Annotated in this window: 13 protein-coding genes and 2 tRNA genes; 8 read left to right on the forward strand and 7 right to left on the reverse strand. The window is 42.0% G+C overall.

Annotated features, from left to right (window positions below; translation table 11 throughout):
* Window positions 1-114 precede the first annotated feature (114 nt).
* The gene (typA, locus tag ACOVQQ_RS07690) at window positions 115-1911 is read right to left on the reverse strand and encodes a translational GTPase TypA (RefSeq protein ID WP_421817686.1); all 1797 of its coding nucleotides are present in this window, start codon (window positions 1909-1911) and stop codon (window positions 115-117) included.
* 164 nt (window positions 1912-2075) lie between these two features.
* Between typA and ACOVQQ_RS07695 the strand changes: the two genes are divergently transcribed.
* Window positions 2076-3797, forward strand: a complete 1722-nt coding sequence (locus ACOVQQ_RS07695) for a PAS domain-containing sensor histidine kinase (protein ID WP_421817687.1) — start codon at window positions 2076-2078, stop codon at window positions 3795-3797.
* Window positions 3797-4171, forward strand: coding sequence for a response regulator (locus ACOVQQ_RS07700; protein WP_421817688.1), 375 nt, complete (start codon window positions 3797-3799; stop codon window positions 4169-4171). Before ACOVQQ_RS07695 ends, ACOVQQ_RS07700 begins: the two co-directional genes overlap by 1 nt.
* A 45-nt stretch (window positions 4172-4216) precedes the next feature.
* On the opposite strand, the gene rpsT is transcribed toward ACOVQQ_RS07700, so the two are convergent.
* From rpsT to proS, 4 genes are all read right to left on the reverse strand, one after another.
* Window positions 4217-4471: a 30S ribosomal protein S20 gene (gene rpsT, locus ACOVQQ_RS07705; RefSeq protein ID WP_094485647.1), complete on the reverse strand. Its 255-nt coding sequence runs from the start codon at window positions 4469-4471 to the stop codon at window positions 4217-4219.
* A 30-nt stretch (window positions 4472-4501) separates the two neighbouring features.
* A tRNA-Glu gene (locus ACOVQQ_RS07710) sits at window positions 4502-4573 on the reverse strand.
* Between the two features lie 18 nt (window positions 4574-4591).
* Window positions 4592-4666, reverse strand: a tRNA-Glu gene (locus tag ACOVQQ_RS07715).
* A gap of 264 nt (window positions 4667-4930) precedes the next feature.
* Window positions 4931-6409 carry a proline--tRNA ligase gene (gene proS, locus ACOVQQ_RS07720; RefSeq protein ID WP_421817689.1) on the reverse strand — a complete coding sequence of 493 codons (1479 nt, stop codon included), beginning with the start codon at window positions 6407-6409 and terminating at the stop codon, window positions 4931-4933.
* 98 nt (window positions 6410-6507) lie between these two features.
* On the opposite strand from proS, the gene ACOVQQ_RS07725 reads away from it, so the two are divergent.
* From ACOVQQ_RS07725 to ACOVQQ_RS07740, 4 genes are all read left to right on the forward strand, one after another.
* Window positions 6508-7443 (forward strand): hypothetical protein, encoded by a 936-nt coding sequence (locus ACOVQQ_RS07725; RefSeq protein WP_421817690.1) that lies wholly within the window; start codon window positions 6508-6510, stop codon window positions 7441-7443.
* A 45-nt stretch (window positions 7444-7488) separates the two neighbouring features.
* Window positions 7489-8973 (forward strand): OmpP1/FadL family transporter, encoded by a 1485-nt coding sequence (locus ACOVQQ_RS07730; RefSeq protein ID WP_421817691.1) that lies wholly within the window; start codon window positions 7489-7491, stop codon window positions 8971-8973.
* 454 nt (window positions 8974-9427) lie between these two features.
* Window positions 9428-10750, forward strand: coding sequence for a 30S ribosomal protein S12 methylthiotransferase RimO (rimO, locus tag ACOVQQ_RS07735; RefSeq protein WP_421817699.1), 1323 nt, complete (start codon window positions 9428-9430; stop codon window positions 10748-10750).
* Between the two features lie 115 nt (window positions 10751-10865).
* Window positions 10866-12551, forward strand: coding sequence for a hypothetical protein (locus ACOVQQ_RS07740; RefSeq protein WP_421817692.1), 1686 nt, complete (start codon window positions 10866-10868; stop codon window positions 12549-12551).
* A gap of 410 nt (window positions 12552-12961) precedes the next feature.
* On the opposite strand, the gene ACOVQQ_RS07745 is transcribed toward ACOVQQ_RS07740, so the two are convergent.
* Window positions 12962-13924 (reverse strand): FKBP-type peptidyl-prolyl cis-trans isomerase, encoded by a 963-nt coding sequence (locus ACOVQQ_RS07745; RefSeq protein ID WP_421817693.1) that lies wholly within the window; start codon window positions 13922-13924, stop codon window positions 12962-12964.
* A 76-nt stretch (window positions 13925-14000) separates the two neighbouring features.
* Here ACOVQQ_RS07745 and ACOVQQ_RS07750 point away from each other — a divergent pair, with 76 nt between their 5' ends.
* Window positions 14001-14387, forward strand: a complete 387-nt coding sequence (locus ACOVQQ_RS07750; RefSeq protein WP_421817694.1) for an RNA-binding S4 domain-containing protein — start codon at window positions 14001-14003, stop codon at window positions 14385-14387.
* Complete coding sequence (locus tag ACOVQQ_RS07755) at window positions 14384-14881, forward strand: phosphoribosyltransferase family protein (protein ID WP_421817695.1); 498 nt, start codon at window positions 14384-14386, stop codon at window positions 14879-14881. Before ACOVQQ_RS07750 ends, ACOVQQ_RS07755 begins: the two co-directional genes overlap by 4 nt.
* Here ACOVQQ_RS07755 and ACOVQQ_RS07760 read toward each other — a convergent pair.
* Window positions 14873-15403 carry a shikimate kinase gene (locus tag ACOVQQ_RS07760; protein WP_421817696.1) on the reverse strand — a complete coding sequence of 177 codons (531 nt, stop codon included), beginning with the start codon at window positions 15401-15403 and terminating at the stop codon, window positions 14873-14875. The genes ACOVQQ_RS07755 and ACOVQQ_RS07760 overlap by 9 nt on opposite strands.
* Window positions 15404-15563 lie beyond the last annotated feature (160 nt).

A 15563-nucleotide genomic window follows, 5' to 3' on the forward strand; every position in this document is an offset into this window, starting at 1 on the left:
AAAATCAAAAAAAAGCCCTCGCAGCGCATTCGTTTAAAAGCCGTTGCAGCTAAAACCCAGAACAAGAGCTTGTATCAAAAAAAAAGCTGCTTCCGGAGAAACAGCTTTTGGGATTTAGATTTTATAACGCTTTCGATCGTTTTCGTTCAAGTAAATTTTACGCAAGCGAATCGATTTTGGGGTTACCTCCACGTACTCGTCTTTTTGAATGTATTCGAGAGCTTCTTCTAATGAGAACTTAATTGCAGGTGTGATACGTGTCTTATCGTCGGCACCAGCAGAACGGAAGTTGGTAAGCTGTTTCGTTTTGGTGATGTTTACCACCATATCGTCGCCGCGAGAATTCTCGCCAATCACCTGACCTTCATACACATCTTCGTTTGGATCTACGAAGAATTTTCCACGATCCTGAAGTTTATTAATTGAATAAGGAATTGCTTTACCGTTTTCCATAGAAATCAACGATCCGTTGATACGTCCGGCAATTTCTCCGCGGTAAGGTTCGTAGCTTACAAAACGGTGTGCCATAATTGCTTCTCCGGCAGTTGCCGTAAGTAATTGGTTACGCAAACCGATGATTCCCCGCGATGGAATATTGAATTTGATGATCATTCGATCGCCACGACCTTCCATACTTAGCATTTCACCTTTACGGATGGTTACAAATTCGACCGCGCGACCCGATACGTGCTCCGGTAAGTCGATCGTTAACTCTTCGATTGGCTCACATTTCACACCATTAATTTCTTTTATAATAACTTGAGGCTGACCAATTTGCAACTCATATCCTTCACGACGCATGGTTTCAATCAAAACCGAAAGGTGCAATACACCACGTCCGAAAACCATGAATTTATCTGCCGAGTCGGTTTCATTCACACGAAGTGCCAAGTTTTTCTCTAACTCTTTGCTTAAACGCTCCTTGATGTGGCGTGATGTCACAAATTTGCCTTCTTTTCCGAAGAACGGTGAGTCGTTAATGGTGAATAACATACTCATGGTAGGCTCGTCGATAGCAATCGTTTCAAGTGCTTCCGGATTTTCAAAATCGGCAATGGTATCGCCAATTTCAAATCCTTCAATACCTACAACGGCGCAAATATCGCCCGCGTTAACTTCGCTAACTTTCTTACGACCAAGACCTTCGAACGTATGAAGTTCTTTGATACGCGATTTCAACACACTACCGTCGCGCTTTACCAACGAGATTGGCATTCCTTCTTTTAAAACGCCACGCTCTAAACGTCCGATAGCAATACGACCGGTAAATGAAGAGAAATCGAGTGAAGTGATGAGCATTTGCGGTGTTCCTTCGCTTACTTTTGGCGCTGGAACGTGCTCAATCACCATATCAAGTAAAGGCTCGATGTTTTGAGTTTGATTTTGCCAATCGGTCGACATCCAATTGTTTTTCGCCGAACCGTAAACCGTTGGGAAATCGAGCTGTTCTTCGGTAGCACCGAGTTCGAACATGAGGTCGAATACTTTTTCGTGTACTTCCTCTGGTGTACAATTTTCTTTATCAACTTTATTGATAACCACACAAGGTTTCAAACCTAGATCGATTGCTTTTTGAAGTACGAAACGCGTTTGTGGCATCGGACCTTCGAAAGCATCGACGAGTAAACAAACACCGTCGGCCATATTCAAGACACGCTCTACTTCGCCACCGAAATCGGCGTGACCTGGCGTATCGATGATGTTAATTTTAGTTCCTTTATAATTTACCGAAACGTTTTTGGAGGTAATGGTAATTCCGCGCTCGCGTTCCAAGTCGTTGTTATCGAGAATTAAATCTCCGGTATTCTCGTTTTCACGGAACAGTTGACAATGGAACATAATTTTGTCGACTAAGGTTGTTTTACCGTGGTCAACGTGTGCAATAATTGCAATGTTTCTAATAGCGCTCATGTGGTCTGATTTTGACGGCGCAAAGGTACACTTTATTTAGCGATAAATATAATTGTCTAAAACTTAGTTTGAAAAGCGAATTTCATAACGAATTCTTTAAAGAATGTTTTAAATTAATGAGAATTATTCTACAAGAATGTAGGTTAATTCGATATATTTGAGTAATGAAAAGCAATGCTAATAAAATTACTGTAGTATTTGTTTTGGTTGCAGCCTTTGTAGCGATAGTTTCTGTGGTTACTATGGATGCTGCTTTTTCGTCGGATACTTTTGACCATCTGTACCTTCACATTGCTCGAGATTTAGTTTTCATAATACTAACCGCTTTCGTTTTACGGTATTTTATTATCAAAAACGATCAGCGAAACAGAGATACATTACGCAGTCTTGAAGAGCGCACCAAAGCGATAAAGCAAGCAAATGAGCGCTACGACATTGTAGCAAAAGCAACCTCAGACACGATTTGGGACTGGAATATACCGACCGATCACTTCGAGTGGAACAAGGGAATTTTCGAAATATTTGGCTATGGAGCCGATGATATTGAAAACAACTCGTCGTGGTGGTTCAGTAAAATTCATCCGCAAGATTCGATGCGTATTTCTGTGAATTTATATGCTTTTCTAGCACAAAAGAGTCAGAATTGGCAAGCAGAATATCGTTTTCTGTGCAAAGATGGTAGTTACAGGTACGTGCTCGACCGAGGTTTTTTGGTATTTGGTCCGGATGCACGACCGGTGCGTATGATCGGTGCCATGCAAGACGTGACTCGATTAAAGAAAGAAGAACGCCGACTGAAATTACTGGAAACCGTAATTACCAATACTTTAGATTCGGTTTTAATTACCGATGCCGACAATTCGAGATTTCCGATTCCACAGATTGTTTTCGTTAACAAGGCCTTTGCAAACATGACCGGTTTCGACGAGTTGGAGTTGCTGCAAATGAGTCCGTATCAATTGTACGATTTGGAAGAGAACCGAACCTTACTTGACGAGTTGGTCTTAGCCATCGCACAAAAGAAAACTGCTGAAATGGAGCTTAAAAGTGCGCGTAAGGATGGTGCGCGGTTTTGGGTTCGGTTTTCTTTCGTACCTGTCTTTGATAATGAAGGAGAGCACACACACTGGATTTCCATACAGCGCGACGTTAGCAAGCAAAAGGAACAGGAAAAAGAACGCGAGCAACTTATTCGTGAACTTTCTCAAAACAACAAAGATTTACGACAGTTCTCATACATTACTTCACACAATTTACGCGCGCCAATTTCAAATTTAATCGGCTTACTTCAACTTCTTGAGGAAGAGCAAATTGATAATGAAACGGTAAAATTGATCGTTGAAGGCTTTTCGAAATCAACGCATTTATTGCAAGAAACCGTTAATGATTTAGGGAAAGTGGTAATTATTCGCGACAATCCGTCGATTGAAAAACAACTTATCGATCCACTCGAGTCATTAAATCGGGTTAAAATGCAAATTGACAACCTGATCAATATCTCAGAAGTGAATATGGAGCTTAACTTCGAACCGGAAGTCGAGCTGTATGTAAATCGTGCGTATTTTGAGAGCATCTTACTCAACTTGTTAACCAATGCAGTGAAATATCGAAACAAGAAACGGCCGTTGAAAATTGTAGTTTCCCTGCGTCGGGAAGAGCAATTCGACCGTCTGAGTTTTGCCGACAACGGTTTGGGAATCGATTTAGAAAAACACGGCTCTAAAGTCTTTGGCTTGTATCAGCGTTTCCATAATTTACCCGACAGTAAAGGGCTCGGCTTGTATTTGGTAAAATCGCAGGTAGAAAGCATGGGTGGGCGCATTGAAATTGCCTCAGCTGTGGGCTGCGGCACTACATTTATGATTGATTTTCAAAGAAAACTGTGATGGAAAAGTACGTTACTGTTATTGATGACGATCCTATTGCGCTTATGGTAGCAGGCTTGGTTCTTAAGAAAATTCCAAATATTAAGGTCCAAACCTTCACAGATGGCATTGAAGCCTTGCAAGTCTTGAGATCGTCATTGACATCCGACAAGAAAAATCAATTTGTTTTTCTTGATTTGAATATGCCATTGTATGACGGCTGGGAAATAGTTCAGCAAATGGGTGCAGATGAAATCTTGCAATCGGTAAAGATTGTTTTGTTGAGTTCAAGTGTCGACCCCGAAGACCAGCAACGAGCAAAACTTTATTCTCAGGTCATTGCATTTCTAGAAAAACCTCTTTCTAAAGATGCTGTTGAAAAATTAATACAGTAAAAAAGCCGCTACAAGAGCGGCTTTCACTATATATAGAGTAAGTCGTTATGCTAATTTAGCTACGTGCTTAGTTAATTTACTTTTTAGGTTAGAAGCTTTATTATCGTGGATAACATTTTTCTTCGCCAACTTGTCGATCATCGAAATCACAGCAGACAATTTTGCTGCAGCTTCTGACTTCACAGTTGTTAGGCGTAAAGCTTTGATTGCGTTACGAGTTGTTTTGTGTTGATATCTGTTAAGCACGCGTTTTTTCTCGTTGCTTCTGATTCTCTTTAAGGCCGATTTATGATTTGCCATCGCTATACTTGTTCTTTAATTCTTAATTTGTAGTCCGTAGGGGAATCGAACCCCTGTTACCAGGATGAAAACCTGGCGTCCTAACCCCTAGACGAACGGACCAATTGTTTTTTCAAAATTTGGTAGCCCGTGGGGGAATCGAACCCCCCTTACCAGGATGAAAACCTGGCGTCCTAACCGATAGACGAACGGGCCATTTCGCTGAATGCGGTTGCAAAAATACAACTAATTTTTATTCGCGCAATAGTGAGCTATATTTTTTTCGCAGAACTGTTGGTTAAATTTTAAAAAACATACCGATATTCGTTAACACCTTGATTACGTATTAATTGCAAAGGCTTGAAAATCTGACAAATCACTATTCCACAACAAAAAAACAACTTAATTTGCTATCAAAGCCTAAATAAAACACTTAAAAAACCAACCATAAAGCAACGAACACGTATTTAAAAACGCCTTTTAGTATGCTTTTGCAAACAAAACACGTCCGATTGATGGTTTTCCGCTATACATACAGCTTCCTGCTTCTAGAGTACGATCGAGCGGAATGCAACGAATAGTTGCTTTTGTTTCGTCTTTAATACGCTCTTCGGTTTCGGCGGTTCCATCCCAATGTGCGGCAAAAAAACCACCTTTGGTTTCTAACAATTCTTTAAATTCATCGTACGAATCGACAGCCGTTATGTGCTCGTTTCGGAACGACTCTGCTTTTTGAAAAAGTGCTTGCTGAATCTGCTCCAGTAAATCAACTACTAAATTGGCGATACCATCTACGGCAGCAACCTCCTTTGTTAGCGTATCGCGTCTAGCCAATTCCACGGTTCCATTCTCGAGATCCTTAGGTCCGATCGCAATACGCAACGGAACTCCTTTGAGCTCGTACTCGTTGAATTTAAATCCGGGTTTGTGCGTAGTTCGGTTGTCGAATTTCACGCGTATCCCGAACCTCTTTAGTTGATCTGAAATTTCATTTGCTTTCGCAGAAACGGCAGCATATTCTTCATCCGACTTATAAATAGGAACGATGACCACTTGGATTGGCGCCAAATTTGGTGGTAGCACCAGACCGTTATCGTCGGAATGCGTCATCACTAAAGCACCCATTAAACGCGTACTCACACCCCAAGATGTTCCCCAAACGTAATCTAACTTTCCGTCTTGTCCTGCAAACTTCACATCGAAAGCTTTAGCGAAATTCTGACCCAAAAAGTGCGATGTCCCTGCTTGTAAAGCTTTGCCGTCTTGCATCAGTGCTTCGATACAATAAGTTTCTTCGGCACCAGCAAATCGTTCACTCGGCGATTTTAGTCCTTTTATAACGGGAATCGCCATAAAGCGTTCGGCAAAATCGGCGTACACGTGCATCATTTTTTCTGATTCTTCAATTGCTTCCTCTCGTGTAGCATGTGCGGTATGTCCTTCCTGCCAGAGAAACTCGGCAGTTCTAAGAAAAAGTCGCGTACGCATTTCCCAACGAACCACATTTGCCCATTGATTAATAAGGAGTGGCAAATCGCGGTACGATTGAATCCAGTTTTTATAGGTCGACCAAATAATTGCCTCGCTGGTTGGACGAACGATGAGTTCTTCTTCAAGCTTAGCATTGGGATCAACGATGAGTTTTCCTTTTTGATCGGGATCGTTTTTCAAACGATAATGCGTGACGATGGCACACTCTTTTGCAAAACCTTCGGCATTGGTTTCCTCGGCCTCAAACATACTTTTAGGAACAAACAGCGGAAAATAGGCATTAGAGTGACCGGTTTCTTTAAACAAACGGTCGAGCTCCTGCTGCATTTTTTCCCAAATAGCGTAGCCATACGGCTTGATAACCATACATCCGCGAACTCCCGAATTTTCTGCTAAATCGGCTTTTACGACTAGCTCATTGTACCATTTTGAATAATCTTGCGTTCTACTTGTAAGGTTCTTGCTCATAGCCTGTAATTTGGCATAAAAATTGTTTGATTTTCTTTAACTAAAAGGTCGGGCAAAACTAAGTAAATTTGTATAGTCAGACAATAAATCCATTGGATATGAAAACGAATAAAATATTTCGGTCGTCTTTAACCTTTAGCATCATGTCGCTCATCAGTTTAGTAGCACTAAACAGTTGTGGCAGTTACCAGAGTACCTCGTATTACGAGAAAGAGTATGCGAACAATGCAAATACAGCAACTAGTTCTACGAGTGAAAGTCCGTATAAAAGTTATTTTGGTGCACGTCGGGAAGAGACAGAAACGGCTATCGCCCAGATGAATCAAGATTCTACCCAAGTGCAAGAGCGCCCGTCGGGAAATGCGGGCTGGGGCGAAAATTCGGGCACTACAGTAATCAATATTTACGACGATGGCTGGGATAACTGGGGCTGGGGCCTTGGTTGGAACGCCGGCTGGGGCTGGGGACCGGGATGGAACAGCTGGGCTTGGGGACCTGGTTGGGGCTGGGGACTTGGCTGGGGTTGGAACTCTTGGTACGGACCAGGTTGGGGCTGGGGCTGGGGTTGGAACTCTTGGTATGGTCCAGGCTGGGGCGGCGGCTGGGGCTGGAACAACTGGGGTAACTACGCTGTAGGTTACGGACGTCGCGGATCGTATTATTCAAATGGAATTGGCGGACGAAATGATTACGGAAATCGCGGTCGCTTCGAATCGTCTTCCCGCGGAAATGGCAGAAATTCTCTCTACTCAGATAGAGGAACGACTAGAAATAGCTTTAGCAGACGAAACAGCGGACGAAATTCTGACTACAACTACTCAGGCCGAAACGGTAGCACGCGAAATAACGCCAGCTACAATACGGGCGGTCGAAATAATTCATACACACCAACGCGTTCATCAAGCTCGAGCACCAGAAATAGTAGCTCTACCCGAAGCTATTCGCCCAGTAGAAGCTATTCTCCCGCAGGTGGCGGCGGACGCATGGGAGGCGGTGGCGGTGGAAGTCGCGGCGGTGGCGGAGGTCGAAGATAACACCCGTTAAAAGAATTTTCAATAAAAACGCTTAAATCATCAATCATGAAAAAAATTCTGCTTTGCGCGAGTGGACTTCTATTAACGTGCTCCATTCAAGCACAATCAGTTACTGATGCTTTACTATATGGCTTAGACAATACCAATGGAACTGCACGCTTTCGTGCCATGGGAGGAGCCTTCGGTGCTCTGGGTGCTGATATGTCGGCTCTGTCGTTGAATCCTGCAGGTTCAGCATTGTTAACGTACAATCAAGGTGCAGCAACATTGAGTAGCGTGAACTCTTCCGCGAAAAGTGTGTATTTCGGAACCAATGCTAAAAATTCTGACAGCACCATAGATTTAAATCAAGCAGGAGCTGTTTGGGTATTTACGGATAAGAGTGGAAAAAGCGACTGGAAATCGTTTTCTCTGGCCATCAATTACGAAAACCAAAACAATTTTTTAAACGCACAAACCGCCGTTGGTACGAATCCAACAACGTCTATCGATAGCTATTTCTTAGACTTTGCTCAAGGTATTCCGTTCGGAATTATTGCTAACAACAACTTCTTAGATCTCACATATCAAGAACAACAAGCTTGGTTAGGTTACGAAGGTTTTATCATAAACCCAAATACCGATAACACCTCTTATAGCAGTAATCTAACAGCTCAAAGTAACTTTTTTCAAAGAAACACAGTATTAGCAAACGGCTTGAATGGCAAGTTATCCTTTAATATAGCAAGCTCGTACAAAGATCGAATCTATATTGGTTTGAATCTAAATTCGCATTTTACCGACTACACACGTACGTCTTCGTTTTATGAAGATTACCGCAACTCACCAGGCCACGATAACAGTAATGGCTTACAAAATGTGAACTTTATCAATGAGTTGTACACCTACGGCAACGGATTTTCATTTCAGGTCGGCGCTATCGGAAAAGTTACTAAAAACTTCAGACTTGGCGCCAGTTATCAATCTCCTACCTGGTTGCGTCTGACCGACGAAAACCGTCAGACGTTGCGAGTAACCACAGACGAGCAAGGAGGATTTTTTGCCGATCCAAACGTTACTATCATTTATCCCGTGTATCGACTTCGAACACCTTCACGACTCGGCTTGAGTGCTGCCTATGTTTTTGGAAAACACGGTTCGCTCAGTTTTGATTACGGTAGAAAAGATTACGGAAATTCAACTTTTACAACCTCTTCTCTATTTTTTGATCAACAAAACCAGAATATCGAGCAGCTTTTAACTGCTGCAAATGAATACCGCGCTGGTGGCGAATTTAATGTAAAACAATGGTCGATTCGTGCAGGTTACAGATTGGAAGAAAGTCCGTACAAAGACAGCCGAACTCTGGGCGACGTAACTATGTATTCGGGTGGTTTGGGCTACAACTTCAGACATTTTCGAATCGATTTAGCCTACACGCTTATGCGCCGAGAAGCAGCTACAGGATTTTTCGAACAAGGACTTACAAATCCGGCACAATACCGTTTAAAAAACAACAATGTGTCGGTCAGCTGCGTATTTGCACTGTAAAAACACAAACTATAAAATACTACAAGCCGCACCTCTGTGTGGCTTTTTTTTATGCCTTTTACTCTGATACCGAGACCGTTCTAGTTGTACTAAAATCTAAGGTCTGAGACAAAGCTGTAAAATCAAGTCCATGGCTTTACCTTTTTTCATTTGTAATATTGCAATATTACTTCTTGTAAAGAACTGAAAAACAACATTATAATAAAAAATTACACCCCAATAATTTCAACCCTTCCCAATCAATTCCCCCTCAACTACGTTATTTTACAGAAAAACCCTGACAGACTGTTCTGTGAAGGAACAGCGATTACCTCTAAGACCACTCACCTTCTTCATCAACCGCCGTTCCTATGGCATACCAACTACATATTACCAAAAGAGACTACTACAAATTCCGGCAATTAAATGGCAGATTCTAACAAATGAAGTACTTTTGCAGTCCAATTTCGAAACCTTGAGAACAAAAAGTTTAAAGAAGAATAAAATCAACGTGATTACGCTTGGGTGCTCTAAAAATGTGTACGATAGCGAAGTTTTGATGACGCAATTGAAAGCGTCGGGTAAAGACGTTGAACACGAAGCACCACGAGATCGAGAGGGAAATATTATCGTAATTAACACCTGCGGTTTTATCGATAATGCGAAAGCAGAATCGGTCAATACGATATTAGAGTACGCCGAAAAGAAAGATCGTGGCGAAGTAGATAAAGTATTTGTAACAGGTTGTTTGTCGGAACGTTACCGACCCGATTTGGAAAAAGAAATACCCAATATCGATGCTTTCTTTGGTACAACCGACTTGCCGTTGCTGCTAAAAGCTTTGGGTGCCGATTATAAACACGAACTTTTGGGTGAGCGACTTACTACAACACCTAAAAACTACGCATATTTGAAAATTGCCGAAGGCTGCGATCGTCCGTGTAGCTTTTGTGCCATTCCGCTGATGCGCGGAAAACACAAATCGCAACCCATTGAAAAACTTGTTGCCGAAGCAAAATCGCTCGCTAAAAACGGCGTTAAAGAACTCATTTTAATCGCTCAAGATTTAACGTACTACGGTTTAGATTTATACGGAAAACGCACCTTAGCCGAGCTTTTACAGGCATTGGTCGAAGTAGAAGGCATTGAATGGATTCGACTACACTACGCCTTCCCTACCGGTTTTCCGATGGAAGTTCTCGATTTGATGAAAGTCGAACCAAAAATTTGTAATTATATCGATATTCCGTTGCAACACATTTCTGATCCGATTTTAAAATCGATGCGTCGCGGCACTACCGAAGCTAAAACCACAGCTTTGTTGAAGGAATTTCGCGCGCGAGTTCCTGAAATGGCCATACGAACCACACTCATCGTAGGTTATCCAGGCGAAACGGAAGCCGATTTTGAATGCTTGAAGAACTTTGTACGCAACATGCGTTTCGATCGTTTAGGCTGTTTCACCTATTCTCACGAAGAAGATACGCACGCCTTTAAATACGAAGATGACGTTCCAGACGAAGTTAAAAAAGCACGTGCCGCAGAAATAATGGATATTCAATCGGAGATTTCCTGGGAATTGAATCAGCAAAAAGTAGGTAAAACGTTTCGTTGCGTGATTGATCGAAAGGAAGGCGGCTATTTTGTTGGACGCACGGAATTCGACAGTCCGGATGTAGATAATGAGGTTTTGATCGACGCCAGCGCACATTATTTGAAAATCGGCGAATTTGCCGACATTGAAATCATCGATGCTGCCGATTTCGATTTATACGGCGTCCCAGTAAGTAAGAATTAATTCTCGATTCAGAATTTTTCGATAAGTTTTAGGTAATTGTGCCGCCTTAAAGCAAAGACACGTCAGCAAAAACGCTTACTTTTAGTACGTTGTTTTACGAACTAATTTTGTTTTGATGCGACTCTTTATAAAAATAATTCTCGCACTTTGCCTTTTTCCCCATGTAGGATTTTGTCAAGGTGAATTAAAAGCGACCGACTTCGACGAACGCTTCTACGATTACTTAATTAATCAACCCATGTCAATCGATTCGAATTCTAATGAGATGAAGTACATCGATTTGAATCGCGACGGAATTCTCCAAAGATCAGAAGTTGAACAAATAAGTAATTTACAGCTAAAAAATCTCAATGAAAATCCAATTTCGTTGCGCGGAATCGAGAACTTCAACAACGTGGAAACACTTGTTATAAGGGACGTTAATGCCGAAACGCTCGACTTAAGAGCTTTAAAAAAAATACGCTACCTCTTTTTCGAAAATTGCCGGTTTACAAATGTGTATTTAGATGGCTTAGTACAATTAACCGAACTACAAGTTGGTCCTGCAAACGAAAAACTGCACCGTGTTTCGTTAAAAGATGCTAACAATTTAGCGGTTTTGAAGATTGAAAACGAGAACAATCAGTTGAAAGAGCTAGACGTATGCGGTTTGAAATCGCTTAGGCAGATTAGCTTGTATGCCGATGTTGCATTACGCAATTTAAATTCCGATAACCTGCTTGAACTCGTTTGTCATTTTCAAGTATTTAACAATCTAAACACACGCACAAAATCCCAAATTGAGACGTTGCAACTCTATGCTAGTCGGGAGTCTGTGAAAGTTTCAGGCTTCACTAAATTACAATCGTTTACAGCAGAAAATAGTGAAATAGCAAACAGCAACCCAGAGGTACGAATAGCGCACTTGACTTTTGAAAATGTACCTGCACTGAAAGCGGTTTCCTGTCCAAGAATTGGTCTTGAAACTTTGCAGCTTACCGAACTAACAGCATTAAATTTCCTCTACTGTGGTTTTAACAATATCAGCGATTTACCAGAAATAAAAATCAATAATTTATCCTGTCCATCAAATAAGCTAACGCGCATTTCAAATAAAGTCTTGGATGGCCTCTACAATTTAGACTGTAGCGCAAATAATTTGACCGAGTTAAACTTGAAAAACGCAGTCCATTTAACTTCATTGGACTGCAGCGAAAACAAAATACGAACTTTAGAACTTGGCAACTGCAAACAATTACAACAATTAACGTGTAAATCAAACTTGTTGGAAGCATTAGAACTTATTGATTTAGAGCAGCTGTACTATCTCGATTGCAGAAACAACGCGGCACTAAAATCACTAACCATGCGCAACGTTTATCTACAAGAATTCCATCCGTCCGAAGCACTAAATTCTCTCTGTGTTGACCCCATTTTCCTGAACAATACAAAGAAGGTTTTCTACAATCCGACATTCCATATAAATAGTTCATGTTCGGTTAATGCAAGTGTGGCTCCGCTCTTAGAATGTGATCTTTCCTCCATAGAAAAAGCGATACGTTTCCTAGAGAAAGCTATCAGCAATAACGACGAGCTTGCCTTAAAACACAGCTGCACACGTAGAGGTTATGAAGAAATAAAACGTTTGAATAAAAAGGACTTTGGAACCTTTTTGTTAGAGGCATTTACAACAGGATACTACCAAACTCCCAACGAGCGCTGCTACACAATTTCAGTAAAAGCTGGAGGATTTAAATCGCAATACAACTTCTACCTACGATTTGGCGAATGGATATTCGACGGACCGCCCGCTTATCGGTAAAAAATAACTCTTTTTTTCAGAAGCTAATCCGGCTGTTCGCTGTAGTCCGCAAAAAACACGGTTCGTTCAGCGGGCACGTAGCGGGCTTCTTGGGTCGCCCGTACCTACCCCTTCACGATACCGTATTTTTTTTACGGGCTGCCGCTGCCATCCGGGCTAGAAAATTCGCGCACGAGAAACAGCACTGCGTTTCGGGTTGACGACACGTGTGTGCACGATTTTGTGTTAACGACAGCAGCGGAAATTCTGCCCCGAGCGGCGGTTGCCGAGTGGTACTCCGATAGCTATCGGGGGAGCGAATGGCGTGGCCTGCGCCGAAGTTGATTTGTCTTTTCAAATAGCTTTTAGGCGCAGGAAACTCCATAAAAAAATCCCGAAAAATCGGGATTCTTTGTACTTGTTTATTTCGTTTAGTTGCAGTTTGGATCGAGATGCCTTTTTAAAGTTCCACCCGGACAGGTTGGAATCAGGTCGAACGGAAAGCGGTTGCCATTGTCGTCTAAAATTTCATCCGAAGTTCTTGTCCGGTCGTTATCATCATCGAAATCAATATAGTTTGGTGTGTTATCACCATCCGTATCATCATTACTTAAATTACCGTCGTTATTTATGTCCTCGTACTTTGACAAAATACCGTCGCGGTCGTGATCGCGTTCACGAACACGGTGTAGTCGAATCGTAAAAACCAAAGGCGAATATGCGGGTAAATTAGTTCTGGTAGTTGCGAAATATCCCAATCCGCTCGGAATAAAAGCAACAATTATCCCAGAATCTTGAAACGAAAAGGTACCGTCGGGATTGTTGATGATTGCGGTTGCAGCGTTCATTCCTGCAATAGACTGACGGAATCCACTGATGGAAACTGCCGAAGATTCCAGAGAACTTAAGGCTGGATTGGTAAACCAAAGTCCGGTTGTATTGCGGTCAAACTCAGTATTGTCTAAGCGCCAACCACGGTAACTCACATAGGTTGAGTCGGTTGTAGTAGCAGTTGTTCCGGCACCCGTAGCCAAGTTAAGATAGTACAACTTGTACTCGGTATCATCGAGTAGCTCGCCAGTAACAGACAGCGAGCTTCGCACATCTGATTTAACAATTTTGCTTTGCAGGGGGTACTCGGTGTTATCCCAAATGGAGACCAAATTATTCGGATTTCCATCCGGTATTTTAGTGATGGATACGTCGCGGAGTCCATCGACGGTAGTAACTACCATCGAGTGCGTTTTCAAATATGTTTCGATAGCCGCAATATCCGTAGCATATTGCTCTGCAAAATCTCTAAGCGGTACGCTGGCAGGATCGTCTTCTTTGTTACAAGAAATTAATACGACAAGTGCTAAAAAGAGCGTCGAGAATATCTTAACTTTGTTCATGTAAATCGTTGCTTATTGAGCGCGCAAGATACAATTTAGATTTTTTTGAATTCGAACTTTAACGCCTTATTTTAAAATGCGAATAGACAAGTTTTTGTGGTGTGTTCGATATTACAAGACTCGGAATATGGTAACAGAAGCTTGTAAGAAAAACCAGGTTTGGGTAAACGGCCATTTGGCAAAGCCTGCTAAAGAAGTTTTTCCTGGCGACGAAATTGCGTTTCGCCGCGAGCAGTTAACGCGCACCATTAAAGTTTTAGACTTGCCTTCCAGCCGAATGGCAGCTAAATTGGTTGATATTTATCGCAAAGACATTACGCCCGACGAAGTTTATCAGCAATACGAATTGCTGCAACTCGGTAAAGATCATACGCGCCGTTTTGGAGAAGGCCGACCAACAAAGAAAGACCGTCGCGATTTTGAAGATTACCTCAACGAAGAATCTGTTTCCTTTGAACCATGAGCCAACACATTATACTCAACCACAACGAAATTAGCCACAAGGTAACCCGAATGGCCTACCAGATTTACGAAACATTTATCGATGAAGATCGCGTCGTTATTGCCGGTATTCAAGGAAATGGCTATCGCCTGGCGCAACTACTTGCCGAGGAAGTCCGCCGAGTCTCGCCATTAGAAACGATACTTTGCGAAGTACAACTCGACAAAAGCAATCCGCGTGGAAACATTAGCAGCACACCTGCACGCGAACAACTTGCCGATACTGGCTTGGTGCTTGTTGACGATGTTTTGCATTCTGGAACAACCTTGATATATGCTGTACGTTACTTTTTGGATATTCCGCTTCGAAAATTCAAAACAGCCGTTCTGGTTGATCGCAATCACAAAATGTTTCCCGTAAAAGCCGATTTCAAAGGTATTTCGCTGTCGACTTCACTACAAGAACACGTTGAAGTGGTTTTAGACGGCCCTGAACGCGTAGCTTATTTACGTTAAAAATCGATAAATCTCATCAGCAACCTCTTCGGGAGTTTTTCCTGTCGTTGAAACGATGTGCTTTGCAGTTCGGTAATAGTGCTCGCGCTCAAATAAATGCTGACCTATATAAGTGGGTAAATCCTCTACAGCAGCTAATAGCGGGCGTTGTTGTATTTCCTTGCTCAATCGTGCGACTAGAGTAGGCACATTGGTTTGCAGATAAAAAGAGAGGTGTTGGCTGTTAGCTATGAGCTGGGCGTTGTTTCCGTAACAAGGTGTTCCTCCTCCTAAACTAAGTACGCAAGGTGTATCGTAACTTAATACTTCTGCAAGCATTTGATTTTCAATCTTCCGGAAATAAATTTCACCGCGATTTTTAAATAGGTCGGCAATCGATTGCTGTTGTTTTTCTTCAATGAAAGTATCGAGATCTTGGTGTCTTATTGCTAACTTCTGTGCAAGCAATCTTCCTACGGTCGACTTACCAGAACCGGCGTAACCCATTAAAACAACCGATGATTTTAAGCTAAATTGCTGCATATAAATAAGTTATCAAACACGTCAGAAAAAAGGTAAATTTATAGGAATTATGTGTTGAAATATACAGAATAAGGCTGTATATTTGCACCCGCATTCAGCAAAGTTAAAAAGACTCGATAGCTCAGTCGGTAGAGCACATCACTTTTAATGATGGGGTCCT

This window comes from Flavobacterium sp., assembly GCF_049240005.1.
Taxonomy (GTDB): Bacteria; Bacteroidota; Bacteroidia; order Flavobacteriales; family Flavobacteriaceae; genus Flavobacterium.

Coding starts and splice junctions, on each gene's coding strand:
- typA (WP_421817686.1), bottom strand. CDS start 1,911: ATGAGCGCTATTAGAAACATTGCAATTATTGCACACGTTGACCACGGT.
- ACOVQQ_RS07695 (WP_421817687.1), top strand. CDS start 2,076: ATGAAAAGCAATGCTAATAAAATTACTGTAGTATTTGTTTTGGTTGCA.
- ACOVQQ_RS07700 (WP_421817688.1), top strand. CDS start 3,797: ATGGAAAAGTACGTTACTGTTATTGATGACGATCCTATTGCGCTTATG.
- rpsT (WP_094485647.1), bottom strand. CDS start 4,471: ATGGCAAATCATAAATCGGCCTTAAAGAGAATCAGAAGCAACGAGAAA.
- proS (WP_421817689.1), bottom strand. CDS start 6,409: ATGAGCAAGAACCTTACAAGTAGAACGCAAGATTATTCAAAATGGTAC.
- ACOVQQ_RS07725 (WP_421817690.1), top strand. CDS start 6,508: ATGAAAACGAATAAAATATTTCGGTCGTCTTTAACCTTTAGCATCATG.
- ACOVQQ_RS07730 (WP_421817691.1), top strand. CDS start 7,489: ATGAAAAAAATTCTGCTTTGCGCGAGTGGACTTCTATTAACGTGCTCC.
- ACOVQQ_RS07740 (WP_421817692.1), top strand. CDS start 10,866: ATGCGACTCTTTATAAAAATAATTCTCGCACTTTGCCTTTTTCCCCAT.
- ACOVQQ_RS07745 (WP_421817693.1), bottom strand. CDS start 13,924: ATGAACAAAGTTAAGATATTCTCGACGCTCTTTTTAGCACTTGTCGTA.
- ACOVQQ_RS07750 (WP_421817694.1), top strand. CDS start 14,001: ATGCGAATAGACAAGTTTTTGTGGTGTGTTCGATATTACAAGACTCGG.
- ACOVQQ_RS07755 (WP_421817695.1), top strand. CDS start 14,384: ATGAGCCAACACATTATACTCAACCACAACGAAATTAGCCACAAGGTA.
- ACOVQQ_RS07760 (WP_421817696.1), bottom strand. CDS start 15,403: ATGCAGCAATTTAGCTTAAAATCATCGGTTGTTTTAATGGGTTACGCC.